Here is a 24,363-nt window from a genome sequence, read left to right as displayed (position 1 = left end):
CCCCCCCAGCCTCGTCAGTCGCCGTCGCTTCGCTCCGGCGACTGACTCCCTCGCGCGTGCTGGCTTCGCGGCCGCCGGTGGCGGCCGCTCGCAGGCACGCGCCACCGCAGGAATTAGCGCTGATCCACGTCGATCACGTGCGCGTCGCCCGGGTCGAACCCGACCGTCACCGCGCCGTCGAGGGGATCCACGGCCCGGACGAGCAGTTCGCGGTCGCCCCAGTCGAGCGTGACGCGCGTCGTCTCGCCGAGGAACTCCGCGCTGGCGACGGTCGCGCGGAGGGCGTTCTCGCCCGCGGGGGCGGCGGTCTCGTGACCCGCGGCTTCGTCCGCGCTCGCGACACGGAGGTGTTCCGGGCGGACGCAGAAGGCGATCCGGTCGCTGACTTCGGGGGACCGCGTCGCGGCCGCGTCTCCCGCCACCCCGTCGCTCCCGACCCCAACGCGGAGCGTCTCGTCGCCGCCGTCGACGTCGACCGCGAGTTCGCCTTCGTCGGACGAACCCGTGACGCGGCCCGCGAACACGTTGTTGTCGCCGACGAACTCCGCGACGAACCGCGTGGCGGGCTCGCGGTACACCGTCCGCGGCGGCGCGACCTGCTCCGGATTCCCGTCGTTCATCACCGCGACGCGGTCGGAGACGGCCAGCGCCTCCTCTTGGTCGTGGGTGACGTATATTGTGGTGATCCCCAGTTCGGACTGGATCCGCTTCACCTGCGCGCGGAGCCGCTCGCGGAGCCGCGCGTCGAGCGCGCTCATCGGCTCGTCCAAGAGCAGCACGTCGGGGCCGGGCGCGAGCGCCCGCGCCATCGCGATCCGCTGCTGTTGCCCGCCCGAGAGGCTCTCGGGGTCGCGGTCGGCGGCGTCGGGGAGGTCGACCAGTTCGAGCAGCTCCGCGACGCGCTCGTCGCGCGTGACGCCCGCGGGCGGGTCGGCGAAGTTGAGCCCGTACGCGACGTTCTCCCCGACGGTCATGTGCGGGAACAGCGCGTAGCTCTGGAAGACGACGCCCACGTCGCGGTCCTCAGGGGGCACGCCCGCGACCGACTCGCCGGCGAAGCGGACCGTCCCGCTCGTCGGCTCCTCGAACCCGGCGATCAGCCGGAGCGTGGTCGTCTTCCCGCAGCCGGAGGGGCCGACGAGCGTGAAGAACTCCCCCTCGCGCACCCGGAGGCTCACGTCGTCGACGGCGGTCGTCCCGCCGTAGCGCTTGCTGACGCCGTCGAGTTCGACCGCGACCGGGGCGTCGGCGGGGTCGGCGTCGCCGGCCGCGCCCTCGCGCCCGCCGCGGCCGGGCGCTCGCTCAGAGCCCACCGTGCTCACCCCCGAGGCGCTCGATGACGACGAAGCTCAGCCCGGTGACGACGAGCAGGACGACGCCCATGGCGGTCGCCGGTCCGAGCCGCCGCCCGATGAACCGTTCGATCGCGACGGGCATCGTGTACGCGTCGGCCCCGGTCGCCAACACCACCGTCGACGTGAACTCACCGATCGAGATGGCGAACGCGAACGCCGCGCCCGCGACGACCGCGGGCCACACGAGCGGGAGCTCCACGTCCCGGATCACCCGCGCCCGCGAGGCTCCGAGCGCCCGCGCGGACTCGACGAGCGAGCGGTCCAGCCCGGAGAGCCCGGGCGAGACGGTCCGCACGACGAACGGGTAGCCCGAGACCGCGTGCGCGACGACGATGGCGACCGCGCCGCTCGCGGCGATCCGCCATCCCGCGATCTCGACGCCGAAGACGAGCCCCCGCAGGAGTCCGAGCCCGACGATGATCCCGGACACCGCGAGCGGGGCCATCGCGGCCGCGTCGACCAGCGTCCGCCCGCGGTACCGGCGCGTGGTCAACACCGCGACGACGACGCCCATCGGGAGCGCGAGCAGCGTCGCGGCCGCCGCGAACGCCAGCGAGTTCCGGATAGCGGGCCACGGCCGCACCTGAAACGCCGCCCCCGTCCGCTGGCGCTCGACCAGGAACCGGTAGTGGTCGAGCGTGAGCGCCCCGTCGCCGCCGGTCACCGACGCGAGGATCATCGACGCGATCGGCGCGAGGAAGATCACGCCGGCGACGAGGACGTAGGCGGCCAGCCCCGCCCGCGGGAGCAGTTCGCGGAGCGTCGGCGCGGGCGGAACCAGCGAGCGTCGGGACAGGGGTCGCGCGCCGCGCGTGCTCGTCGCGTTCCGGGCCTCGTACCGGAGGTACGCGAGGAGGACCCCCAGCGAGACCACGAGTTCGACGATCGCCAGCGCGGCCGCCTCGGCGTAGCTCAGGTCGCGCACGAGCCGGTAGACGAACACCTCGACGGTCGCCAGCTGGAACCCCCCGAGCGCGAGGACGATGGGGAAGGTCCCGAAGGTGAACACGAAGGTGAGCGCCGCGCCCGTCAGCACGGCCGGGTACACCTGCGGCGCGACCACGTCGACGAACGCGCGGACCGGGCCGGCCCCAAGACTCCGGGCGGTCTCGACCGCGCTCGCGTCCACCGACTCCCACGCCGCGGTCGTCACGCGCGCCACGAGCGGCGCGTTGTAGAACGCGTGGGCGATCACCACGGCTTCGAGGGTGAAGAGGAGGTCGACCGGCGGGAGACCGAGCGCGCCCAGCGCGGCGTTCAGCGTGCCGTTGTCGCCGAACGTGGCGACGAACCCGACCGCGACCATGATCGACGGCAGGACGAACGGGACGATGGTGAGCGAGCGCAGCGTCCGCCGGCCGGGGAACTCGAACCGCGCGAGCAGGTAGGCCGCCGGGAGGCCTAGGGCGACGCTCGCGACCGTCGAGAGGACCGCCTGATACGCGGTGAAGCCGACGATCCCCAGCCGGCGGTCCGGAGAGAGCAGCGCCCGCGCGACCGCGGCCGGCGACTCGCCCGACAGCAGCCGCGCAAGCTCGCCGAAGTAGAACGGGTCGGTGAGAACCTCGGCGAAGACGCCGAGGGTGAAGACGCCGTCGACGACGACCGCCTCGACCAGGACCGTCGCGGTCGGGTAGTAGAAGGCGACGACGAGCGCGGCGCTGGTGAGGACCGCGAGCGCGGTCAGCGCGTTCGACTCGACGCGCTCTCGCAGGCGGGCCGCGCGGCCCCCTCGGCCACCGCGGTCGCCGTCCGTCGCCCGATCGCCGTCGGCTCCCGTCACGCGTTCGGTCTCTCGCCCGTCACGCGCTTAGTTCCCGGCGAACTGCCGCTCCCAGGCCTCGACCCACGCGTCGACCGAGCCCTGGAGCTCGTCGTAGGTGAACGTCACCGGGTCGGCCGGTTCCTGTGCCAGCTCCGCGTAGTCGCTCGGCAGGTCCGCGCCCTCGACCGCGGGGAACGCGACGTTGCGCTGGGCGATCTCGCCCTGGACGTCCGGCTCCAGCATGAACGACATGAACTGCCGGGCGAGGTCGGGTTCGTCCGCGTCGGCGAAGGCGGCCATCCCCTCGGGGTTCGCGTACGCCTGGTCGTTCAGGAAGCGGATCTGGTGCTCGTCGAGGTCCGCGCCCTCCATGTTCGCGAACACCTGGTCGGTGGAGTAGGAGACGACCATCGGGGCCTCGCCCTCGCTCCAGGCCGCGTACGCGTCGTCCCACGACCCCAGCACGCGCACGTCGTTGTCTTGGAGGTCCGCCCAGTAGTCGAGGTAGTCGTAGTCGGGGTCGCCGTCCTCGCCCGAGACCGCCTCCCCGTCGCCGTCGCTCGCGACGCCGCCGTCGCCGAAGCGGCTGATCGTGTGGAGGAGGAACGCGCGCCCGGTGGAGGAGGCCCCGGGGTTCTGCGCGATGAGCGCTCCCGCGTGCTCGTCGTCGAGGAGCCCGTCGAACGTCTCGGGGGCCTCCGCGGTCGTGCTGTCGTACACGAGGCTCACGTACCCGGTGTCGAACGGGACCGCCCGGTCGAACGGGTCGAACCGGAGCCCCTCCTTGACGGTGTCGCGGCCGTCGACCTCGCCCGCCTCGGCGAAGAGGTCGCCGTCGAGCTGTTCGTCGACGCGCACGAGGTCCTCCGTCGTGAGCCCGACGTAGACGTCGGCGTCGACGTCGGTCCCCGAGGCGGCGCGCTCGACGTAGTAGTTCACCTCGTTGTCGGGCGTCGCCCACTCCAGCTCGGCGTCGTACCGGCTCTCGAACTCCTCTTTGAGCCACTCGCCGGGGCTCACGGAGGGCGCGTCGATGAAGCTGGAGTACGTCGCCACCGTCAGCGTCGGCGTCTCCCCCTCGCCGTCGCCGCCGTCGTCCGTCTCGTTTCCGCCGCCTCCGGACCCGTCCTCGCCGTCTCCGGATCCGTCGCCACCGTCACCGCCGTCGTCGACCTGCTCCGCGCTACAGCCGGCGAGCGCGACGGCCCCGGCCGCCCCGGCCGCCGTCAGGAACCGCCGTCGGGTGTGTGACCGGGCGCGTCGCCGCCGCGTCTCGCTCTCGTCGGTAGTCATCACTCGGTTGTTGTACTCGGTGGTTACATAAGGGATCCGTCCTCGCCCGCCGCTCCGTCTCCGGGTCAGCGCGCCGGCCGGCTTCCTCGGACCGCCGACCGACTCTCTCGGTTCGGACTCCCGACATCCATTTACTCCGCGCGGACCACCTCGATCCATGGACGAGCACACCGACGTGCGGTCGACGCGGACCACTCGCCGCCGCCTGCTCGCCGGCGGCGCGGCGGTCGGCGTCGCCGGGCTCGCCGGCTGTCTCGGCGGCCGCGACGGGCCCGTGCCGGCCCCCGAGGTGACGAGCGATCGGATCGAGGACTGGCGGCGGACCGACGAGTCCGAGCGCACCGTGTTCGAGGAGTCGTACGGACCGGTTACCGTTCAGGCGCGCGAACACACGCGGGTCTTCGAGTACGCGCCCGTCGCGGACGCGCTCGCCGCCACGGTCGACGCCGACGGCTCGCCCGTCGTCTTCTTCGCGACGCGGATCGACCTCCGGCCCGCCGTCGACCGGCTCCCGGCCTCGGTCGGCCGGGACAGGATCCTGCGCCGGGTGGAGACGGCGGCGACCGACGCCTTCCGCGGGCAGCTCCGGACCGCCGGCATCGAGAACGTCGAGATCGCCGACGAGGGGATCTCCACCGTCCGGTCCGGTCACACGGCGACCGTGTGGCGGCTGACCGGCGAGTACGCGCTCGACGGCGAGGTCCCGCTCCCGACCGGCTCCGCGACCGACGTGGGTGGACCCGTCGAAGTCGGAGCCCGACTCGGCGTCTGGCACGACGGGACCGACGTGATCGTCGCCGGCGGCGCGTACCCGACCGAACCGCTCATCGCGGTCTTCGAGGCGTCGCTGCCCGACTCGGTCGACGCCGAGCGCGCGGTGACGGAGCTCGCCGACGCGGAGACCGCCGAGACGCTCGCGACCGACCCCGCCGCCTACGACGAGGACGTCTCGCAGCTGCTCATCTCGGTGGTGTGAGCGGACGGACGTCCGAACGTTCCGGCTCTGTCGGAACGCTGTCGTTCGTGTACTCCACCGGACCGTCCGGTGACTGAAGCGCGCGAACCCGGCACGGTATCCACATCGGGCGAGACACTTCCGACGAGTTACCACCCCGTGTCGATCGCAGCCGACCCGGGAACTGTCACCCGCTGAAGAGTCGCTAGGACCCCGAGTGCTTATTTTCGATCAGACAGCAGACTCATACTGTGTACCGACGAGCCCTCCTCACGTCGCTCGCACCCGTTCTCGCCGGCTGTTCGCTGGCACCGAGCGAGCCCTCCACAGCATCGTATCCGACGACCAGACCGAACGTCTTCATCTCCTTCGACTGGCATCCCGACCGATCGGCGCTCGATGTCACGTTCGAGCGTGGGAACCGGCTTACGACCGAAAACACGGGTCGACTCGCTATCGTCACGCCGGACTTAGACGATCGTGAAACCGCGTGGGTCGGCCCGACGCAAACGAACCCGAGGGCATCGTTTCCGCTCACTCCCGAGGCGACGGTGACCCACGAGATCCCGAGACCGGCACGGACACGGGTGGTTTGGGACGGACCCGGGGAGCGGAAGGGCGTAGCGGTCGCAGTCTGGCGGCCCGAGACGGGGTCCGGAGAGACCGACGGATGAACCGCCGTCAGTTTCTCGCCGGCGCCAGTACGGCCGTCGCCGGCACGGCAGCCGGATACGGCGGCGTCCGCGTGGCCGACATCCGTCCCTACGATCCCCCGCTGCCGACGGGAGACTCACCCCGTGAGCGCATCATCGCGGCGGCGAAGCATCGCTCGGCAGCCGACCACCGGGCGACCACTCGGACTCGGGTTCTGGACGACGGGACCGGGGACGCGCCGTACGATCTCGACGCGTACCGGCGGCGGTACCAACACTCGCGTCGCCGGTATCTACACGCGCTGACCACGTATCGGGGACCGCTGAGAGACGCCGGCATCGACGGGTTTCATCAGGAGATGCTCCCGCATCCAGACCTCTGGGCAGCGCTTCACTACGGTCGAGTGTTCAGGAACCCCGAAACCCTCCCGTCGACCACCGTTACCTACGTCACAGACGGGAGAGTGGTCCACGATACCGATGCCCCGGCCCCGGCGGGGAGTACGGTTCGCGTCTCGGACGCGCGGGCCGATGTCATCGCTCCGAACGATTATCCGACCGAACTGGCCCCGGTAGCATTCGTCCGTCCGCACCGGACCGACTGGAAGACGAGCGAAGAATCAGCTGAGACCGTCACCTACCGCGTCTCCGGCCCGGACGCGTACGCACAGGTCGTTCCGTTTCGGCACGGCACGCGGGACGTGGAACTTGGCGACTGCCGGATCGAGGTGACGCTCGATCGCGACACGGGGCGACTCCGGCAGATCACCGACCATCGCGTCCTCACGCTCGACCGAGAGGACGGAAGCGAACGATCGCTCACGTACCGCATTGAGACCGACTTCGACCGGTACGAAGAGACCGCCGTTCGTCCTCCGGTCGGTGATATCGAGCAAGACTTCAGCACTCGTCTGCGGGGGTTCCTCTTCGATTTACTGACCTACTGAGTTCTCGCGCCGACCGGGAACGAGGCTCTGTCGGGCGCTCCCCCGAGTCAGGCCCGCGCGTTCCGTCTCCTGAACCGACCGGTTTAATCGCCGGCCGCGACTCCCCTTCCGTATGAGCCACTTCCCGGAGTTCGAAGTGATCCCCGCCGTCGACGTGCAGGACGGCGAGGTCGTCCAGCTGGTCGGCGGCGAGCGCGGGACGGGCAAGCGCTACGGCGACCCGGTCGCGGCCGCCGAGCGCTGGATCGAGGCCGGTGCCGAGACGCTCCACCTCGTCGACCTCGACGGCGCGTTCGAGGGCGAGCGCGTCAACGCCGACGCGATCGAGTCGGTCGTCGAGAGCGTCCCGGACGGGGTCGGCCTCCAGCTCGGCGGCGGCATCCGCACCGCCGAGGGCGCTCGCGACCTCCTCGACTTGGGGCTCGACCGCGTCATCCTCGGGACCGCGGCGGTCGAAAATCCCGAGATCGTCGCCGAGATCGACGAGACCCACCCGGGGAGCGTCGTCGTCAGCCTCGACGCGAAGGACGGCGAGGTCGTCGTCTCGGGCTGGACCGAGGGGACGGGGTTGGACCCCGCCGAGGCCGCCGCGCGCTACGAGGAGCTGGGGGCGGGCGCGATCCTCTTCACGAACGTCGACGTGGAGGGCCAACTGGCGGGGATCGACCGCGAGGCGGTCGCGAGCGTGGTCGACGCGGTCGAGATCCCGGTCGTCGCCTCCGGCGGCGTCGCGAGCGTCGACGACGTCGTCGCGCTGAAGGACGCGGGCGCGGCCGCGGTCGTGGTCGGCACGGCGCTGTACGAGGGCCGGTTCTCCTTGCGGGAGGCGCAGGCGGCCGCGGACGGAGACTGAGCCGCGACCGGTCGGGCGGCCGACCGCGGCGCTCCGCTCACGCTTCGGGCCGCTCGCGCTGGACGACCAGCACCGGCCCGAGGAAGCGCTCGGCGACCTGCTCCGACGGCATCCCGAAGACGAACGTGGTGACCGACGGGTCGGTCTCGCCCATCACGACCGCGTCGTGCGACTCGGCCCGACTCGCGATGGCGTCGATCGGGACGCCCCCCTCCTCCACCGCCGTCTCGATCCGGTCCGGGTCGACCCCCCGTTCGACGAGGTCGCTTCGCACGCCGTTGAGGAACGCCTCCCCGTCGTCGCGGGACTCGCCCTCGTCGAGGGCGTGGTACAGCGTCACCGCGACGCCCGCGTCGGCGAACAGGCCGGCGACGAGCCGCGTGTTCCGGCCGACGCCGACGGTCCCGCGGAGCGCGACGAGGACCGACTCCACCTGCTCGGTGCTGTTCGGGACCAACACCGCGAGGCAGTCGTGCTCGTAGATGAGCCGGTCGACCGTCGTCTCCCTGTCGTGAGTGAACACGAGCCGCGTCTCGACGTCGGCCCCGGCCGTGGCGAGCCGCGCCGCGAACTCGTCGAGCTTCGACATCGCCGTCTCGCCGAACTGCTCGCGCGCCTGTTCGGCCGCGGTCTGCTCGGGGATCACGTGGTAGCCGAGCAGCACGACGCGGGCGTTCGCGAGCAGTTCGGGCGTCCCGGCGGGGAGCGACTCGCCCTCCAACACCGCCAGCGGGACCAACACCGACGGGCGGTCGGGGGCGGGCTGTGCGTCGTCGTCCGCGGGTGTGTCGGGCATCTCAGAAGTCACCTCTCAGTTCCACGTCGGTCGCGTAGTACCGGTACCAGCCGTAGGCGGCGACCATGATCGCGACGCCGACGCCGATCGACGCCGGCTGCATGAACGCGATGAGCGCGAAGCTCGCGACCCCGCCGACGCCGGCGACGGCGACCCCGGCCGGACAGCGGAAGGCGGGCGCGTACCAGTCGGGCCGCTCGCGGCGGAGCCGGACGAGCGCGACGCAGATCAGGCCGTACATCACGAGGTGGAGGAACGACGCCACCTCGGCGAGCAGCTCCACCTGTCCCGTCGCCGCGAGCGCGACGATGGGGCCGCCGGCGAGCCCCAGGGCGACGTGCGGGGTCCCGTACGCGAGGTTGATCCGGCTCGCGGCCTCGGGGATGAGGTCGTCGCGGCTCACCGCGTACACCGCCCGCGACGCGCTGAGGATCGACGCGTTCGCGCTGGAGAACGTCGCCAGCAGCCCCGCGATCACGATGGCGAGCGCGCCGGGGAAGCCGACGAACTCGCGGGCGACCTCCACCATGGCGGTCTCGCCGAACTCGCCGAGCCGCGCGCTCCCGAACGCGCTCGTCGCCACGAAGATGGTGACGACGTAGAAGACGCCGACCACGACCACGGAGCCGACCATCGCCAGCGGGAGGTTCCGGGAGGGCTCCTTGATGTCGCCGGCGACGGTCGCCACCTGCGCGAAGCCGAGGTACGACGTGAACACGAGCGCGGCGGTCTGGAGCACCGGGAGCGCCCCGCCGGGCGGGAAGAAGCGCTCCGGGACGCTCTCGGCCCCGAAGACGCCGAGCGCGTCGAGGCTCCCGTAGCTCAGGAACAGCGTGAGGATGACGAGCAACACGATCACGATCGCGTTCTGGAGCGCCGCGGTGTTCTCCGTGCCGAAGAGGCTGAGCGCCGTGAGCCCGACGCCGAACGCGACGCCGAGCGGGACCGCGGGATCGACCGGGAGCGCGATCCCCGCCTCGAGGAACACCTGCCCGGCGTAGCTGCCGAGCCCGACGAGGTAGAACGCGGAGGCGAACACGAGCCCGAGCCAGAGGCCGAGGCCGACCACCGCGCCCGGGGCGGTGCCCAGCCCCCGCGAGATGAAGAAGTAGCCGCCGCCGCTTCGCGGCATCGCCGTGGCGAGCTCGGCGGCCGGCAGCGCGACCAACAGGGCGACGACCGCGCCGATCGCGAACGACACGGCGGCCGCCGGCCCCGCGTTCTCGGCCGCGAGCCCCGGGAACACGAAGATCCCCGCGCCGATCATCGTGCCGATGCCGATCGCGAGGCCGCCGACGAGCCCGATCGTCCGTTCGAGCTCTCCCTCCCCGGTGTCGGCGTCGACGACGTCGGCGAGGGCGTCCGGGACCTCGACGTCGGGGGGCGAGGGCGCGGCGTCGCTCGCGTCGGCGGGGTCGGAGCCGTCCATACGTGTGGAGACGCGTCACTGACGCGACAAATATCCTCCGCCGCCCTCGACCCGGTCGCCGCGGCGCGGACCCGAGCCGTCGCCGGTCGGTCGCAGCGGGGCCCGCGCCACCCGCAACCGACTTACGAATCCCCCGCGACGGGCCGGTATGAGCGACCACGACCGGACCGCGGCCGTCACCCGCGAGACGAGCGAGACGACCATCGAACTCACGCTCGCGGTCGACGGCGACGGCGACAGCGAGGTCGACACGGGGGTCGGCTTCTACGACCACATGCTCGAATCGTTCGCGAAGCACGGCCTCTTCGACCTCACGGTCCGCTGTAACGGCGACCTCGACATCGACGACCACCACACCGTCGAGGACGTGGCGATCTGCCTCGGCGAGGCGTTCGACGAGGCGCTCGGCGACAAGCGGGGAATCCGGCGCTACGCCGACCGCCGGGTCCCCCTCGACGAGGCGGTCGCGAGCGTCGTCGTCGACGTGGCCGGCCGGCCGCACTACGAGTTCGAAGGCGCGTTCTCGCAGGAGTCGGTCGGCGAGTTCACGAGCGTCATGGCCGACCACTTCGCGCTCTCGCTGGCGCACAACGCCGGCCTGACGCTCCACGCCGCGCTCGAGCGCGGGGACAACGCCCACCACGAGGTGGAGGCGCTGTTCAAGGCGCTGGCGCGCGCGCTCGACGACGCCACCCGCCTCGACGAGCGCCGCGGCGACACGCCCAGCACGAAGGGCGAGCTCTGAGCGCGCGTCGGTCCACTTCTCCGCCGGCGGCCGCGGTCGTCTCCCGCCCATCGCTTATGCCTATGGGGGTCGTTAGCACGGCTGTATGGAACTCCGCTGTGAGGGGTGTGCCGGCTGCTGCGTCGACTGGCGGCCGCTCGACCCGGCGGCGGCGGGCTCCGACCGGGCCGGACCGCGCCCCCCGCTCGACGACGTCTACGGCCTCGCGCCGCTCACCCGCGACGAGGTCGCTCGCTTCGTCGACGACGGTCTGGCCGACGCCCTCGTCCCGCGGCTCTTCCAGCCGGCCGAGCGCGACGACAGCGTCCGGGTCGACGGGGTCGACCTCGCCGCCGCCGACGGCCGCCCCGTCTTCGTCGTCGGCCTCCGGAAGCCGCCGAAGCCGGTCGCGCCGATCGGGACCGACGAACCGCGCTGGCTCGACGCCTGCGCCTTCCTCGACCCGACCACCCTCCAGTGTCGGATCCACGACTCGGACCGCTACCCGCGCACCTGCGCAACGTACCCCGGCCACAACCTCGAACTGGGGGCCGAGACCGAGTGCGAGCGCGTCGAGGCCGCCGGCGGCGGCGACCGCCTCCTCGACGAAGACCCGCCCGCGGACCTCCCCGCGCCGGCGTTCGGGCCGCAGGCGCTCGGGGCGTCCGTGTTCGCGTACCCCGATCCCGCCGACCTCGACGGCGTCGTCGCGCGGCTCCGCGGCGGCGAGGCGACCCCGGACGACCGCGCCCGGTTCCTCGGTGCCGCCGTCGGCTCTCGTCCGGGATCGCTGTCCGTGGACCGCGGCCGGATGGCCGGGGCCCGAGCGCGCGCCCGCGACGCCGACTCGTGGGTCGGGGCGGCGGTCCGCGAGTGGACGACTCGGGCCGGGAACGACGGCGACCGCGTCGACCGCGACGGCGACGAGCGCGACCGACTGGTCCGCGAGATCGAAGACGGCGCGGGCGCGCCCGGCACGCCGGGGTGGGACTGACGGGGGCGCGGCGACCTCGCCCTCGCGACGCGACGGGGGCCCCGAGTCGTCGCTCTCGTGCGCGAGCGTGCGCACACGCGCGTGAGGCTTACCCGTGTGTGGAACGTACTTATCTCATGGCTGAACGCACACCGATCGACGACGACTCGGTCGAGTACGCACGCGAGGACGTGTCCGTCCTCGTCGTCGGTGCCGGCGCGGCGGGCGCGCGCACCGCGATCGAACTCGCCGAGCGCGGCGTCGACGACGTGCTCGTCCTCGGGAAGCGCGGGCACGGCGACGCCCACACCACGTGGGCCCGCGGCGGGATCAACGGCGCGCTCGGGACCCACGACCCGGAGGACTCGCCCGCGATCCACGCGGCGGACACGCTCAACGAGGGCCACATGGTCAACGACCCCGCGAAGGTCGAGACGGTGACCGAACAGATGCCCGAGCGCCTCCGCGAGCTCGACGAGTGGGGAATGGAGTACTCGCGGACCGAGGACGGCGAGATCGACCAGCGCTTCTTCGGCGCGCAGTCGTTCCGCCGGACCGCCTTCGCCGGCGACCACACGGGCGAGTCGCTGTTGAACGCGCTCGTCGACCGCGCGCAGGAGCTGTCGGTCCCCTACCGCGAGAACGTGATGATAACGAAGCTCGTCTCCGACGGCGAGGCGGTCCACGGCGCCGTGGGCTTCGACATGGATGACGGGGAGTTCGTCCTGTTCAACGCGGGGACGGTCGTCCTCGCCGCCGGCGGTCACGCGGCGATCTACGACCGCCACACCTCCCGGGACGACGAGAACAACGGCGACGGCGCGGCGCTGGCGTCCGACGCGGGGGCGTCGCTGATGGACATGGAGTTCATGCAGTTCCATCCGACCGGAATGGCCGTCGACGAGAGCGACCCCGAGTGGGAGCCGTGGAGCGGCCGCCTCGTGACCGAGGCTGTCCGCGGCGAAGGGGGCCGCCTGTTCAACGCCGAGGGCGAGCGGTTCATGGAGCGCTACTCGCCCGACCAGATGGAGCTCGACGCCCGCGACGTGGTCGCTCGGGCGATCGCGCGGGAGGTCGCCGAGGGGCGCGGCACGGAGAACGGCGGCGTCTACCTCGACATCTCTCACCGAGACGCCGAGTTCATCGAGGAGCGGCTCCCCCGGATGTACGAGCGGTTCGACGACCTCGGCGTCGACATGGCCGAGGAGCCCGTTGAGGTCGCGCCGACCTCCCACTACGGGATGGGCGGCGTCGCCGTCGACGATCACGGCGAGACCGACGTGGACGGCCTCTTCGCCATCGGCGAGACGATGGCGGGCGTCCACGGCGCGAACCGGCTCGGCGGCAACTCGCTGGCCGAGACCGTCGCGTACGGCGTCGTCGCCGGCGAGCGGATCGCCGACCGCGTCGACGGCCCGGGCGCGGTGCCCGACGCCCTCCGCGAGGGGCTCGTCGAGTCGCACCTCGGCGACCTGCGCGCGATGGCGGACAACGACGGCGACCACGACGTGGACGCGGTGCTCGCCGACCTCCGCGAGCTGATGTGGGAGCACGCGGGCATCCTCCGCGACGAGGCGTCGCTGCGCGAGGGGCTCGACCGGCTCGCCGACGTCCGCGACCGCGCCGCGGACATGCGCGTCGGACCGGTGACCAGCGAATCGTTCGAGTTCGCGGTCGACGTCGGATTCATGCTCGTCGCCGCCGAGGCCGTCCTCCGCGGCGCGCTCGAACGCGAGGAGTCCCGCGGCGCGCACTACCGCACCGACCACCCCGATGTCGACCCCGACTGGCGGCGCAACGTCTACTTCGACGCGGCCGACGTCGGCGGCATGACGCTCCGCACCGAACCGGTCGACGCGCCGAGCGAGGCCGTCCAGGCCGCCCTCGACGAGGGCCACGAGCTGGACTACCACCAGCTGGAGTAGTCGCGTCGCCGCCGGGGACTCGTCTTACCGACGTCCCCGTCAAGCCCGCTCAGCCGCCCCGCTTCCGGTACCACACGCGCTCGCCGACCGGGGACTCGCCGTCGTCGATCGGCAGCCGGCTCACGAACAGATCCCGCACGGCGAGCGTGAGCGTCAGCTCGACGGATTCTCCGCGCTCCCCGTCATCCGCCGTTTCCGCTCCGCCGTTCTCCTTTCGGTCCGGCGCGACCGGCCGAACCGTCACGACGGCGTGGCCGTCGCGCTCGCCGATCGACTCGACGACGCCCGCCGTCCACCGGTCGACGTGGTGCGACGGCTCCCGGGCGTGGACGCGGTCGTGGTTCACGGTTCGGTCCCCGCGACGCGCCGCACGGCGAGCGCGGCCTCGCAGGTACACGTCTCCTCGCACTTCGGACACTCCGCCGCGGGGCGCTCGATCGGCTCGCGGTGGACTGTCTCGTAGCCGTGCGCGCCGAACAGCTTCTCCGGCGAGTCGTCGCCGCCGTGGTACCACGAGTCCGCGAGGAACAGGTCGACGCCCCGCTCCGCGCCGATCTCGTGGAGCCGTTCGAGGAGTCGGCTCCCGATCCCTCGACCGGTCGCGCCGTCCCGGACGTACCCCATCTCCAAGTGGCCGTACAGCTCCGCGGCGGGGAGCAGGCCGGGGTCGTCGAAGAAGTACATCTCCTCGGCCACGTCGACCGGGTCGTCGAACTCGCGGAGCGCCATCACGCCGAGGATCGCGTCGTCGTCTCCGTCGTCACCGCCGCCTTCGACGCCGCCTCCGTTCGCGTCGCCGCCAGCATCCGCCTCGACCGCGACCAGCACGCGGTACGTCGGGTCGCCGATCCCGAGGTCGACGCCGTAGGAGCTCCCCTCGCTGAAATGTGAGGTGATGAGTTCCTCCAGCGGCTCGGCGTCCGCCGGCCGCGGGTCGCGGATCGCGATCTCGTCCATCTACCGGAGGGACGCCGCCGCCGCCAAAGAACGGTGCGGTGTCGGCACCGAGCGTTCCGCTCGCCTCACGCGCCGTCTTCCGGCCGCCAGACGCCCTGCCGTCGGTCGAGCCACGCCACGACGACGACGTGAGGCAGCGTCATCGCGGCGATGGCGACCAGCGACACGGCCAGCAGGTCGCCCGGTGCCGCCACGCCGGCCGGCACGGAGACCCCGACCGCGCCGACCACGAGGAACCCGCCGAGCGTCAGCGGCGCGGCGTCCCGACCGAAGCGGGCGAGCGCGCCGACCGCGTCGCCGGCCGACGCCGCGCCCGCGGCCTCGGGGTCGACCAGCACGAGCCGCCCGACGTGCCGGAGCGCGTGCCACAGCGCGAAGTACACCCCGATGGCGAACACCGGCGCGGCCAGCAGGAACCACGCCCACAGGACCGCGAGCTCGCCGACGTCGCGGTGCCAGCCGCCGGGGTCGCGCCCGGCTCGGACACGGCGGTAGCCGAGGGCGACGGACGCCAGCGTCGCGGCCGCCATCCCGACGCCGACGCCGATCCGTACCGCGGGCGCGAACAGCGGGTCGACCGCCGCCGCGGCCGCGCCCGCGTCGACGAGGAACAGGCCGACGATCCACTCGGCCACCAGCCGGTACTCCTCCGGATGCGCGAGCAGGGGGACGCCCATCGGCAGCCCGCCCCGGACCGCGAGCGCCAGCCACCGCTCCGCTGACGACGGGAGGTGGTCGACGCCGGCGATCGCGAGCGTCGCCACGTCGCCCTGGCCCCAGTGGAGCCACGTGAGCGCGATGAAGCCGACGAACGCGGCGACCGGCGCGACGAAGAACGCGGCGACGACCGCGCCGCCGAGCACCGCGTAGACGACGGAGACGACCGCGATCGACCGCCGGAGCGACACGTCCGGCGCGCCCCGGAGCGGGACCAGGTGGTCGACCGCGCCGTGCGCCATCCCGACGACGAGGGTGCCGAGCGCGAACGTCGCGACGCCGACTTCGACCGGAAACAGGGGGGTCACGGCCCCGATCGGCAACAGCGCGGCCAGCGCCACCGCCGGGCGATACGCGAACCAGCGGTCGACGCGTTCGCTCGCGGCGTCCGCGTCACCGCGGGCCGCCGCGGCCCCCGCTCCGGGACCTCGCTCGCGTACGTCCGCCGAACCGGACTCGGCCGCCCCCGCCGACGACGCCTCAGTCATCGACCGCGTCGGGCTCCGGGTCGGTCGGCGGCTCCGGCCCGGGCACGTCCCGCTCGGTCTCGCCCGACGGGGCCAGCTCCGCGACCCCGCCCCGACCGTCGTTCCAGTCGAGCACCCACTCGAAGAGGACGAGCCCGTTGACCGTCATCACGCCCGCCGAGGCGAAGAAGAGCATCTCCTCTATCGGGAGCCCGAGGACGGCGATCCCGGTCGTGAACTCGGTCGATATCTTCCAGGTCCCCATGGCGATCGCGATCCGGTCGGCGACCCAGAAGTACGCGGCCGGAACGAACGTCGCCGCGAGCCACATCCGCGGCGTCCGGACGAGGTACCCCCCGCCGACGGACCACTGGAGCGCGAACACCGGACCGACCCACGCGATCAGCCCGCCGAGGTAGAGGTACGAGGGGTCGAGGGTCGTGAGCCAGAGCCCCCCGACGACCATCGCGAGCCCCGCGACGACCCCGGCGATCCGGGGTTTCCGGTCGAAGTCGCCCTCGCGGAACGTCGGGTCGAACCCGATCAGGTGGAGCGCGAACGCGGTGACGACGGTCTGGATGGTGAAGAAGAGGTACTCGCCGAGGGGGATAGACAGCGCGCGGACGAGCACCGCGCCGTCGGCGTACCACCACGCCCCCCGCCGGATCATGTAGCTGATCCACGGCGTCGTGTAGACGTACGCGATGGCGACGAGGATCGCGATCCCGACCGTCGCGCGTCGCCGCCGGACGGCGTCGTATCGCGGCGCGAGGTACCACAGCAGTCCCAAAACGGGGAGACTGAAGACGAGATGGAACTGGAGATACGTCAGCGTCGGTAGCATCGGATCACCCCAGCGAGGACGCTCATGGCCACGCGTTCGGTCCGTCGTTCATTAACCCTTGAGCCAAACATGGTCAGGTATCGGACGCGGTCGGCGGGGACCCCCCGCCGACCGCGGTCGGGCGTTCCGGCGGGTTTCACTCCCCGTCCGCGAGCACGCCGTGGGCTTCCAGCACCTTCCCGAGCCGGTACATCGAGGCGACCACGGAGTCGCAGACCGGGCGCACCGCGGACTTCGGGACGAAGCCGACCGCGATTCCCGCCACCTCCAGCATCGGGAGGTCGTTCGCGCCGTCGCCGACCGCCACCGTCTCGCGCATCGGGACCCCGACCTCGGCCGCGAGGTCGGCGAGCGCGTCGTCCTTCGTCCCCTCGATGAGCGGGCCCTCGGCCTCGCCGGTGAGCGCCCCGTCGGCGTCGGTCGGCAGCCGGTTCGCGACTGTCGTGTCGACCGAGACGCCCTCGCGGGCCAGCGCCGCCTCGACGCCGCGCTCGAACCCGCCCGTGAGCACGGCGACGTGGTGCCCCTCGTCGCGCAGGCGCTCGATGAGGCGCGCGGCCCCGGGGCGGATCCGGACCGCGTCGAACGCGTCCTCGACGTCGGCCGCGGGGAGCCCCTCAAGCAGCGCCGCGCGGCGGTAGAGGCTCTCGGCGTAGCTGAGTTTGTCGTTCATCGCCCGCTCGGTGATCTCGGCGACCTCGTCGGCGACGCCCGCCCGCTCGGCGAGCAGGACCGTCATCTCGGAGTCGGAGAGCGTCCCGTCGAAGTCGAACGCGATGAGACTCATGGGACCCGTTCGTCGCGGCGGGACCTTGAAGCGCGCGGTCGGCGGCTCATTCGCCGTCCGCGTCGGCGAGGAACTCGACGTCCCCGGCGATGACCGCGCTCGCGATGACCCCGACGCCGACCACGGTCGCGACTCCGAGGGTCGTCAGCGTCACCGAGAGGGCGGACCCGCCGACCGCGACGCCGACGAACGCCCCCACGGCTCCGCCGACGCCGCCGGCTATCACCGCCAGCGTCTGCGCCTCGCGCATAGGTGTCGATTGAATAACACGGTTTATAAGCGTTCCCGCCGGGTTCTCTCCGGTGATAACGCGGCGAACGCCCGCTGACCCTCGCCGCCGTCGAACGCGCGAGCGCCGCGGCGGGCGCGCGAGCCGCGGCTCAGCGCGGATACCGTCGGTCGATGTCGACGCCGTCGTCGCCGTCCACGGGCCCCTCGTCGTCCCCGCTCTCCTCGCCGTCGCCGTCCGGGCTCACGCTGCCGGTCCGGTAGCCCGCCATGTCGAGCGTGACGTACTCGAAGCCGAGGTCGGAGAGGTGCTCGTGGACGGCGTCGGCGAAGGCCGGGTCGAGCGCGCGCTCCAGTTCGTCGGGCGCGATCTCGACGCGCGCGAGGCCGTCGTGGTCGCGCACGCGGAACCCCTCGAAGCCCCACTCGCGGAGGACCCGCTCCGCCTTTTCGACGCGAGTCAGCCGCTCCTCGGTCACCTCCAACCCGGTCGGGATCCGCGAGGAGAGGCACGCCATCGACGGTTTGTCGGCCACCGAGAGGTCGTACGACTCGGCGATCGCGCGGACCTCCTCCTTCGCGATCCCGGCGTCGAGCAGCGGGGAAGACACGTCGAGCTCCTCGACCGCGCGGAGCCCGGGCCGGTGTCCCTCCCCCGGGTCGTCGGCGTTCGTCCCGTCGCAGACGACTCCGATGCCGAGCTCCTTGGCCGCCTCGTACATCCGGCCGAGCCGCATCGTTCGGCAGTGATAACAGCGGTCGCCGTCGTTGGCGACGAAGTCCGGGTCGTCGAGTTCGGAGAACGTCACCGTCTCGTGGCGGATCCCGATCTCGTCGGCGACCCGCCTCGCGTCGTCGAGCTCCGCCGCCGGTAGCGTCTCGCTGCGGGCGGTACACGCCACGGCGTCGTCGCCGAGCGCGTCCGCCGCCAGCGCGGCCACCACCGCCGAGTCGACGCCCCCCGAGAACGCGATCAAGACCCCGTCGCGCTCGCCGAGCGCCTCGCGGGCGCTCGCCGCCTTCGTCGCCGTCTCGGGGTCGAGCGACCCGTCGCCGACGGCGCGCGCGTCTTGGCTCATGGCCGGCGTTCGCGGTGAGCGCGAAAAAGGGCGTCGCACCCGGCACGCCGGTCCTCGTCCGGGGACGCGCGCCGCCGGACCGCGGGAGCGACCCTCATCCTTTAGACCGTCGCCGCGATACCGGCGAGTAGATGGAGCTGGAGGCGATCCCCGGCGTCGGTGCCAAGACGGCCGCGGCGCTGCGCGAGCTCGACGACCCGGCCGCGACCGTCGAGTCCGGCGACGTGGCCGCCATCGCCCGCGCGCCGGGCGTCAACGAGGCCCGCGCGGCCCGCATCGCCCGCGGGGCGATCCGCCGCCGCCACGGCGACGACGGGCGCGTGCTCGCCACCGATCGCGCACGCGAGCTGTACCGGGAGGCGATCGACCTGCTGCGCGAGCGCACCGTCACCGACTACGCGGCGAAGCGCCTGGAGACGTTCTACCCGAGCGCGTCCGCCTCGCGGATCGAGGAGGCGCAGTCGTTCGCCGCCGCCGCGGCGGCGCGCGACCCAGACCCGGCGGTCCGCGAGGCGCTCGCGGACTGCGCGCCCCTGTCGGACCCGCCGACCGTCCGCGTCCGCGACCGCTGCCTCGCGACCGCCGACGCGGAGACGCTCGCGCGCGCCGAGAGCGCGGTCCCCGAGCTCTCCGTCGAGACCGTCGAGGACGCGCGCGACGTCTCCGAGCTCGGTCGGTCGTACGCCTCCGTGATCGTCTTAGACGAGTCGTTCGCCGGCCTCGACGTGGAGGGCGACGTGGTCGTCCGCCCGGACGCGCTCGACTCGCCCGCGGAGACGGTCCCGGAGCGCCTGCTGGCGTTCTTCGCCGAGAACCGCGAGCGGCTGGAGGCGGCCGCGGCGGTCCACGAGGCGGCCGCGGCGGCCGGCGACCCCGTCTCCGAGGACGGCCCGCCCGTCGACCTCGACCGCCTGCGCGACGCGCTCTCGCGGCTCGACGACGACGGGACCATCGCCGGCGACGCGGAGTTAGACCGGCTGACCGCCGCCGTCGACGACCTCGACGCCGGGGTGTCGACGGCCGCGTCCGTCGCCGACGACCGGCTGCGCGAGGCGATCCGCGAGCGCGACGTGACCATCGAGGGGACCGACTTCCTCTCCCTCGTCGAGCAGGGCGCGCGCGTGGACTCGCTCCTCGACCGCGAGCTCGCAGACGAGTACGACGAGGCGGTCGACGCCGCCCGCGACCACCTCGCCGACGCGCTCCGCCTGGAGCCCGAGGAGGCGGAGCTCGCCGAGCGCGTCTTCGGCGGCGACCCCTCCTTCCCGGTCGACCACGACGAGAGCGCCGTCTCGCGGCTCCGGACCGAGCTCTCCGCGGCCCGCGACCGCCGGGCGGCGACGCTGAAGGCCGACCTCGCGAGCGACCTCGGAGACCTCCGCGAGCCGGTCGAGGCGCTGGTCCGCGACGCACTAGAGCTCGACGTCGAGCTGGCGATCGCGCGGTTCGCGCGCGACTTCGACTGTACGCTGCCGGAGGTGGTCGGGCCCGACGGGGGGGACGCCGGCGACGACGCGTCCGGTGGCTTCCGCATCGAGGGGGGCCGCTCCCCGCTGCTCGACGTCGACTTCGCGGACGCCGAGCCCGTCGACTACGCCGTCTCGGGCGCGACGCTGCTCTCCGGGGTGAACTCCGGCGGGAAGACGTCGACGCTCGACCTGGTCGCCCTCGTCGTCGTCCTCGCGCAGATGGGGATGCCCGTGCCGGCCGAGTCGGCGACCGTCGAGCGGTTCGAGGAGGTCCACTACTACGCGAAGTCGCAGGGGACCCTCGACGCGGGCGCGTTCGAGGCGACGCTCCGCGACTTCGGCGACCTCGTCGACGGCGCGGACGGCCGGCTCGTCCTCGTCGACGAACTGGAGTCGATCACCGAGCCCGGGGCCTCGGCGAAGATCATCGCGGGGATCCTGGAGGCGCTCGACGAGCAGGACGCGACCGCCGTCTTCGTCTCGCACCTCGCGCGCGAGATCAGCGACGCCGCCGACTTCGCGGTCGCGGTCGACGGCATCGAGGCCGAGGGGCTCGTCGACGGCGAACTCCGGGTGAACCGCTCGCCGAAGAAGGGGCACCTCGCGCGGTCGACGCCGGAACTCATCGTCGAGAAGCTCGCGGACGACCGCGGCGGCGAGTTCTACGGCGACCTGTTAGAGAAGTTCTGAGTCGGGCGCAGTCCCTCCCGGCGGGCCGCGGACTCAGTCGTCGCCTCGCTCGGCCGTAACCGTGATCTCGACGTCGAGCGGCGCGGGGAGCCGAGACACCTCGACGCAGGTCCGCGCCGGGTACGGCTCCGAGAGGAACGCGCGGTACGCCTCGTTGACCGCGTCGTAGTCGTCCATGTCGGTGAGGTAGACGGTCGCGGACACGATCGCGTCCGGGCTCGTCCCGGCCGCTTCGAGGACCGTGGCGACGTTTTCGAGCGTCTGCGTCGTCTGTGCGGCGACCGACTCGGACGCCTCACCCGTCTCGGGATCCACGCCGCTCTTCCCTGACACGTGGACCGTGTCGCCCGAGACGATCCCTTGCGAGTACGGCCCGAGCGCCTCCGGTACGTCGTCGGTGGTTATCTCTCGCATCGGTCGGAGCGACGGCGCGCCGCGGTATCAAGCTGCGGGTGGCCGCCGACGGACAGCCGGACGACCCGTCGGAGACGGCGGACCTCAGTCGTCGTCCGCCATCGCGGGCTTGCGGCGGTCGTCGCGCGGCCCCTCCAAGTCCACGTCGGGGAGCATGTCGCGCAGGTAACGCCCGGTGTGCGAGGCGTCCTCACGGGCTATCTCCTCGGGGGTGCCGCTGGCGACCAGCTCGCCGCCCCCGTCGCCGCCCTCGGGTCCGAGGTCGATCACGCGGTCGGCGTTCTTCACGAGGTCGAGCTCGTGCTCGATGACGACCACGGTGTTGCCGGCGTCGACGAGCCGGTGGAGCACGTCGATCAGCTTGCGCTCGTCCTCCTTGTGGAGCCCCGTCGTCGGCTCGTCGAGCAGGTACAGCGTGTCGCCGGTCGCGCGCTTGCCCAGCTCCTCGGCGAGCTTGACGCGCTGGGCCTCGCCGCCCGAGAGCGTGGTCGAGGGCTGGCCCAGCTCCATGTAGCCGAGCCCCACGTCCTTCAGCAGCTTCAGGCGGCGCTCGAGTCCGCGGTGGCTCTCGAAGAACTCGTGGGCCTCCTCCACGCTCATGTCGAGCACGTCGGCGATCGTCTTCCCCTTGTACTCCACGTCGAGGGTCTCGTCGTTGTAGCGCGCGCCGCCGCACTCCTCGCAAGGGACGTACACGTCGGAGAGGAAGTTCATCTCGATCTTGACGGTCCCCTGCCCGCCGCACTCCTCGCAGCGGCCGCCCTTCACGTTGAACGAGAAGCGGCCCTTCTCGTAGCCGCGGCGCTTCGAGAGCTTCGTCTCCGCGAATAGCTCGCGGACGTGGTCGAACACGTCCGTGTACGTCGCGGGGTTCGAGCGCGGCGTCCGCCCGATCGGCGACTGGTCGATGAGCCGCACCGTCTCGACCCCGTCGAGCCCCTCGATCGCGTCGTGTTCGCCGGGGTCGACCGAGGTGTTGTCGTTCATCTCGCGCGCCAGCCCCTTGTAGAGGATGTCGTTGACGAGCGTCGACTTGCCGGAGCCGGAGACGCCCGTCACCGTCGTCAGCGTGCCGAGCGGGATCGGCACGTCGAGGTCCTTCAGGTTGTGCTGGCGAGCGCCCGTCACCACGAGTTCGCCGTCGGCCTCGCGGCGCTCGTCGGGGACCGGGATCGCCTCTCGGCCCGCGAGGTAGTCGGCGGTCACCGACTCCTCGGCGTCGACCACGTCGTCGAAGTCGCCCTGCGCGACGATCTCGCCGCCGCGCTTGCCCGGCCCGGGCCCCATGTCGATTATCTCGTCGGCGCGCCGCATCGTCTCCTCGTCGTGCTCGACGACGAGGAGCGTGTTGCCGAGGTCGCGCAGCCCCTCGAGCGTGTTGAGCAGCCGGTCGTTGTCGCGCTGGTGGAGCCCGATGGAGGGCTCGTCGAGGACGTAGAGGACGCCGACGAGCCCGGAGCCGACCTGCGTGGCGAGCCGGATGCGCTGGCTCTCGCCGCCGGAGAGGGTCGACGCCTCGCGGTCGAGCGTGAGGTACTCCAAGCCGACCTCCTCCATGAAGCCGAGCCGCGCGCGGATCTCCTTCAATATCTCCTCGGCGATCGTCGTCTCGCGCTCGTTCAGCTCGTCTTCCATCCCCTCGAAGTGCTCGCGGGCGTCGCCGATCGACAGCTCGTTCACGTCGGTGATCGACGTGTCGGCGACGAGGACGTGCCGCGACTGCTCTTTGAGGCGCGTCCCCTCACACTCCGGGCAGGTGGTGACGGCCATGTACTCCTCGATGTGGTCGCGGGCGCGCTCGGAGTCGGTCTCGACGTGGCGGCGCTCCAGGTTGGGGATCACGCCCTCGAAGCGCTCCGTCTTCTCGCGCGTGCCGTTCTTCGTGGTCCACTCGAAGTGGACCATCCGGTCGGTGCCGTAGAGGAACTGCCGCCGGATCTCCCCGTCGAGCTTCTCGAAGGGCGTGTCGAGGTCGACGCCGAAGTGGTCCGCGACGTTGTCGAGCTGCCGGGAGTAGTAGGTGCGGTCGTAGCTCCACGGCTCGAACACGTGTTTCAGGGGTTTCGAGGGGTCCTCGACGACGAGGTCCTCGTCGACCTCCTTCGTCGAACCGATCCCCTCGCACTCTGGGCACGCGCCGTACGGGCTGTTGAACGAGAACGAGCGCGTCTCGATCGCGGAGAACTGGACGTCGGAGTTGGGGTTGCCGAGCTCCTCGGAGAACTCGAGGACGAGACGGTCGTCGCCGTCGGCGTCCGCCGCGAGCGACCCCGTCGAGCGCGCGTTCGACGCGAACGGGACGTCCTCGGGCGGGTCGGGGACGATCAGCTTGAGGACGCCGTCCGCCTCGTCGAGGGCGGTCTCGACGGAGTCCGTGATCCGCGAGCGCGCGTCCGGCGAGACGCGGACCCGGTCGACGATCACGTCGATCGTGTGATCGTAGTTCTCGTCGAGGTCGGGGTCGTCGAGGGTCAGGTCGACCGGCTCGCCGTCGACCTCGACGCGGCTGTACCCGTCGCTCACCAGCTCCTCGAACAGGTCCTCGAACGCGCCCTTCTGGTCGCGGACCACGGGAGCCGCCACCTTCGCGCGGGTCCCCGCCGGGAGGTCGAGGATCTGGTTCACCATGTCCTGGGCGGACTGCTCGCCGACCTCCTCGCCCGTGACGGGGTCGTACTGCGTGCCGACCCGGGCGTACAGGAGCCGGAGGTAGTCGTGGAGCTCGGTGACCGTCCCCACCGTCGACCGCGGGTTGTTCGCGGCGTTCTTCTGGTCGATCGAGATGGCCGGCGAGAGCCCCTCGACGGACTCCACCTGCGGTTTGTCCATCTGCCCGAGGAAGTTGCGGGCGTACGCCGACAGCGACTCGATGTAGCGGCGCTGTCCCTCGGCGTAGACGGTGTCGAACGCGAGCGACGACTTCCCCGACCCGGAGAGTCCGGTGACGACGGTGAACTCCTCGCGCGGGATCCGGACGTCGAGGTCCGCGAGGTTGTGCTCCTCGGCTCCGCGGACCTCGATGTAGTCCTTACTCATTTCACTC

Annotated in this window: 22 protein-coding genes; 8 read left to right on the top strand and 14 right to left on the bottom strand. The window is 72.3% G+C overall.

Features of this window, described 5'->3' with window-relative positions; all coding sequences use genetic code 11:
- Nucleotides 1-113: 113 nt before the first annotated feature.
- From C464_RS12490 to C464_RS12480, 3 genes are read right to left on the bottom strand one after another with little or no spacing between them, the layout of a single operon-like run.
- The gene (locus C464_RS12490) at nucleotides 114-1,322 is read right to left on the bottom strand and encodes an ABC transporter ATP-binding protein (protein WP_049911130.1); all 1,209 of its coding nucleotides are present in this window, start codon (nucleotides 1,320-1,322) and stop codon (nucleotides 114-116) included.
- On the bottom strand, nucleotides 1,303-3,138 hold the full coding sequence (locus C464_RS12485) for an ABC transporter permease (RefSeq protein WP_006114077.1): 1,836 nt from the start codon (nucleotides 3,136-3,138) through the stop codon (nucleotides 1,303-1,305). The genes C464_RS12490 and C464_RS12485 overlap by 20 nt, the downstream gene beginning before the upstream one ends.
- 27 nt (nucleotides 3,139-3,165) lie before the next feature.
- Nucleotides 3,166-4,413, bottom strand: a complete 1,248-nt coding sequence (locus C464_RS12480) for a thiamine ABC transporter substrate-binding protein (protein WP_006114076.1) — start codon at nucleotides 4,411-4,413, stop codon at nucleotides 3,166-3,168.
- Nucleotides 4,414-4,570: 157 nt separating this feature from the next.
- On the opposite strand from C464_RS12480, the gene C464_RS12475 reads away from it, so the two are divergent.
- From C464_RS12475 to hisA, 4 genes are all read left to right on the top strand, one after another.
- Entirely contained in the window at nucleotides 4,571-5,389 is an 819-nt protein-coding gene (locus tag C464_RS12475) for a hypothetical protein (RefSeq protein WP_006114075.1), read from the top strand.
- Between the two features lie 230 nt (nucleotides 5,390-5,619).
- On the top strand, nucleotides 5,620-6,042 hold the full coding sequence (locus tag C464_RS18535; protein WP_152420937.1) for a hypothetical protein: 423 nt from the start codon (nucleotides 5,620-5,622) through the stop codon (nucleotides 6,040-6,042).
- Nucleotides 6,039-6,968, top strand: a complete 930-nt coding sequence (locus C464_RS12470) for a hypothetical protein (RefSeq protein ID WP_006114074.1) — start codon at nucleotides 6,039-6,041, stop codon at nucleotides 6,966-6,968. Before C464_RS18535 ends, C464_RS12470 begins: the two co-directional genes overlap by 4 nt.
- A gap of 112 nt (nucleotides 6,969-7,080) precedes the next feature.
- On the top strand, nucleotides 7,081-7,821 hold the full coding sequence (gene hisA / locus C464_RS12465) for a 1-(5-phosphoribosyl)-5-[(5-phosphoribosylamino)methylideneamino]imidazole-4-carboxamide isomerase (protein WP_006114073.1): 741 nt from the start codon (nucleotides 7,081-7,083) through the stop codon (nucleotides 7,819-7,821).
- 37 nt (nucleotides 7,822-7,858) lie between these two features.
- Here the strand turns inward: hisA and C464_RS12460 are convergent, their stop codons facing one another.
- Both C464_RS12460 and C464_RS12455 read right to left on the bottom strand, forming a co-directional pair.
- On the bottom strand, nucleotides 7,859-8,617 hold the full coding sequence (locus tag C464_RS12460) for an adenine nucleotide alpha hydrolase family protein (RefSeq protein WP_006114072.1): 759 nt from the start codon (nucleotides 8,615-8,617) through the stop codon (nucleotides 7,859-7,861).
- 1 nt (nucleotide 8,618) lies between these two features.
- Complete coding sequence (locus C464_RS12455; protein ID WP_006114071.1) at nucleotides 8,619-10,046, bottom strand: APC family permease; 1,428 nt, start codon at nucleotides 10,044-10,046, stop codon at nucleotides 8,619-8,621.
- Between the two features lie 148 nt (nucleotides 10,047-10,194).
- Here C464_RS12455 and hisB point away from each other — a divergent pair, with 148 nt between their 5' ends.
- From hisB to C464_RS12440, 3 genes are all read left to right on the top strand, one after another.
- On the top strand, nucleotides 10,195-10,791 hold the full coding sequence (gene hisB, locus C464_RS12450) for an imidazoleglycerol-phosphate dehydratase HisB (RefSeq protein ID WP_006114069.1): 597 nt from the start codon (nucleotides 10,195-10,197) through the stop codon (nucleotides 10,789-10,791).
- Nucleotides 10,792-10,876: 85 nt separating this feature from the next.
- A complete protein-coding gene (locus tag C464_RS12445; RefSeq protein ID WP_006114068.1) occupies nucleotides 10,877-11,764 on the top strand; it encodes a YkgJ family cysteine cluster protein in 888 nt (295 codons plus the stop codon).
- A gap of 116 nt (nucleotides 11,765-11,880) precedes the next feature.
- Nucleotides 11,881-13,668: an L-aspartate oxidase gene (locus C464_RS12440; protein ID WP_006114067.1), complete on the top strand. Its 1,788-nt coding sequence runs from the start codon at nucleotides 11,881-11,883 to the stop codon at nucleotides 13,666-13,668.
- A 49-nt stretch (nucleotides 13,669-13,717) separates the two neighbouring features.
- Here C464_RS12440 and C464_RS12435 read toward each other — a convergent pair whose 3' ends face one another.
- The 7 genes from C464_RS12435 to larE form a co-directional block, all read right to left on the bottom strand.
- Nucleotides 13,718-14,014, bottom strand: coding sequence for a DUF7861 family protein (locus tag C464_RS12435; RefSeq protein ID WP_006114066.1), 297 nt, complete (start codon nucleotides 14,012-14,014; stop codon nucleotides 13,718-13,720).
- Nucleotides 14,011-14,625 (bottom strand): GNAT family N-acetyltransferase, encoded by a 615-nt coding sequence (locus tag C464_RS12430; protein ID WP_006114064.1) that lies wholly within the window; start codon nucleotides 14,623-14,625, stop codon nucleotides 14,011-14,013. Before C464_RS12430 ends, C464_RS12435 begins: the two co-directional genes overlap by 4 nt.
- A gap of 65 nt (nucleotides 14,626-14,690) precedes the next feature.
- Nucleotides 14,691-15,830 carry a Brp/Blh family beta-carotene 15,15'-dioxygenase gene (locus C464_RS12425; protein ID WP_006114063.1) on the bottom strand — a complete coding sequence of 380 codons (1,140 nt, stop codon included), beginning with the start codon at nucleotides 15,828-15,830 and terminating at the stop codon, nucleotides 14,691-14,693.
- Nucleotides 15,823-16,653 carry a lycopene cyclase domain-containing protein gene (locus tag C464_RS12420; RefSeq protein WP_006114062.1) on the bottom strand — a complete coding sequence of 277 codons (831 nt, stop codon included), beginning with the start codon at nucleotides 16,651-16,653 and terminating at the stop codon, nucleotides 15,823-15,825. The genes C464_RS12425 and C464_RS12420 overlap by 8 nt, the downstream gene beginning before the upstream one ends.
- Before the next feature lie 136 nt (nucleotides 16,654-16,789).
- Nucleotides 16,790-17,440 carry a phosphoserine phosphatase SerB gene (serB, locus tag C464_RS12415; RefSeq protein ID WP_006114061.1) on the bottom strand — a complete coding sequence of 217 codons (651 nt, stop codon included), beginning with the start codon at nucleotides 17,438-17,440 and terminating at the stop codon, nucleotides 16,790-16,792.
- Nucleotides 17,441-17,486: 46 nt separating this feature from the next.
- Nucleotides 17,487-17,690 (bottom strand): hypothetical protein, encoded by a 204-nt coding sequence (locus tag C464_RS12410; protein WP_006114060.1) that lies wholly within the window; start codon nucleotides 17,688-17,690, stop codon nucleotides 17,487-17,489.
- Nucleotides 17,691-17,820: 130 nt separating this feature from the next.
- On the bottom strand, nucleotides 17,821-18,747 hold the full coding sequence (gene larE / locus C464_RS12405; RefSeq protein ID WP_006114059.1) for an ATP-dependent sacrificial sulfur transferase LarE: 927 nt from the start codon (nucleotides 18,745-18,747) through the stop codon (nucleotides 17,821-17,823).
- A 131-nt stretch (nucleotides 18,748-18,878) separates the two neighbouring features.
- Here larE and C464_RS12400 point away from each other — a divergent pair, with 131 nt between their 5' ends.
- The gene (locus C464_RS12400) at nucleotides 18,879-20,906 is read left to right on the top strand and encodes a MutS-related protein (RefSeq protein ID WP_006114058.1); all 2,028 of its coding nucleotides are present in this window, start codon (nucleotides 18,879-18,881) and stop codon (nucleotides 20,904-20,906) included.
- Between the two features lie 33 nt (nucleotides 20,907-20,939).
- Here the strand turns inward: C464_RS12400 and C464_RS12395 are convergent, their stop codons facing one another.
- On the bottom strand, nucleotides 20,940-21,320 hold the full coding sequence (locus C464_RS12395; RefSeq protein ID WP_006114057.1) for a RidA family protein: 381 nt from the start codon (nucleotides 21,318-21,320) through the stop codon (nucleotides 20,940-20,942).
- 84 nt (nucleotides 21,321-21,404) lie between these two features.
- Entirely contained in the window at nucleotides 21,405-24,356 is a 2,952-nt protein-coding gene (gene uvrA / locus C464_RS12390; RefSeq protein ID WP_006114056.1) for an excinuclease ABC subunit UvrA, read from the bottom strand.
- Nucleotides 24,357-24,363 lie beyond the last annotated feature (7 nt).

It is taken from the genome of Halorubrum coriense DSM 10284 (assembly GCF_000337035.1).
Taxonomy (GTDB): domain Archaea; phylum Halobacteriota; class Halobacteria; order Halobacteriales; family Haloferacaceae; genus Halorubrum; species Halorubrum coriense.
This window is presented reverse-complemented; position numbering and strand designations above follow the sequence as displayed.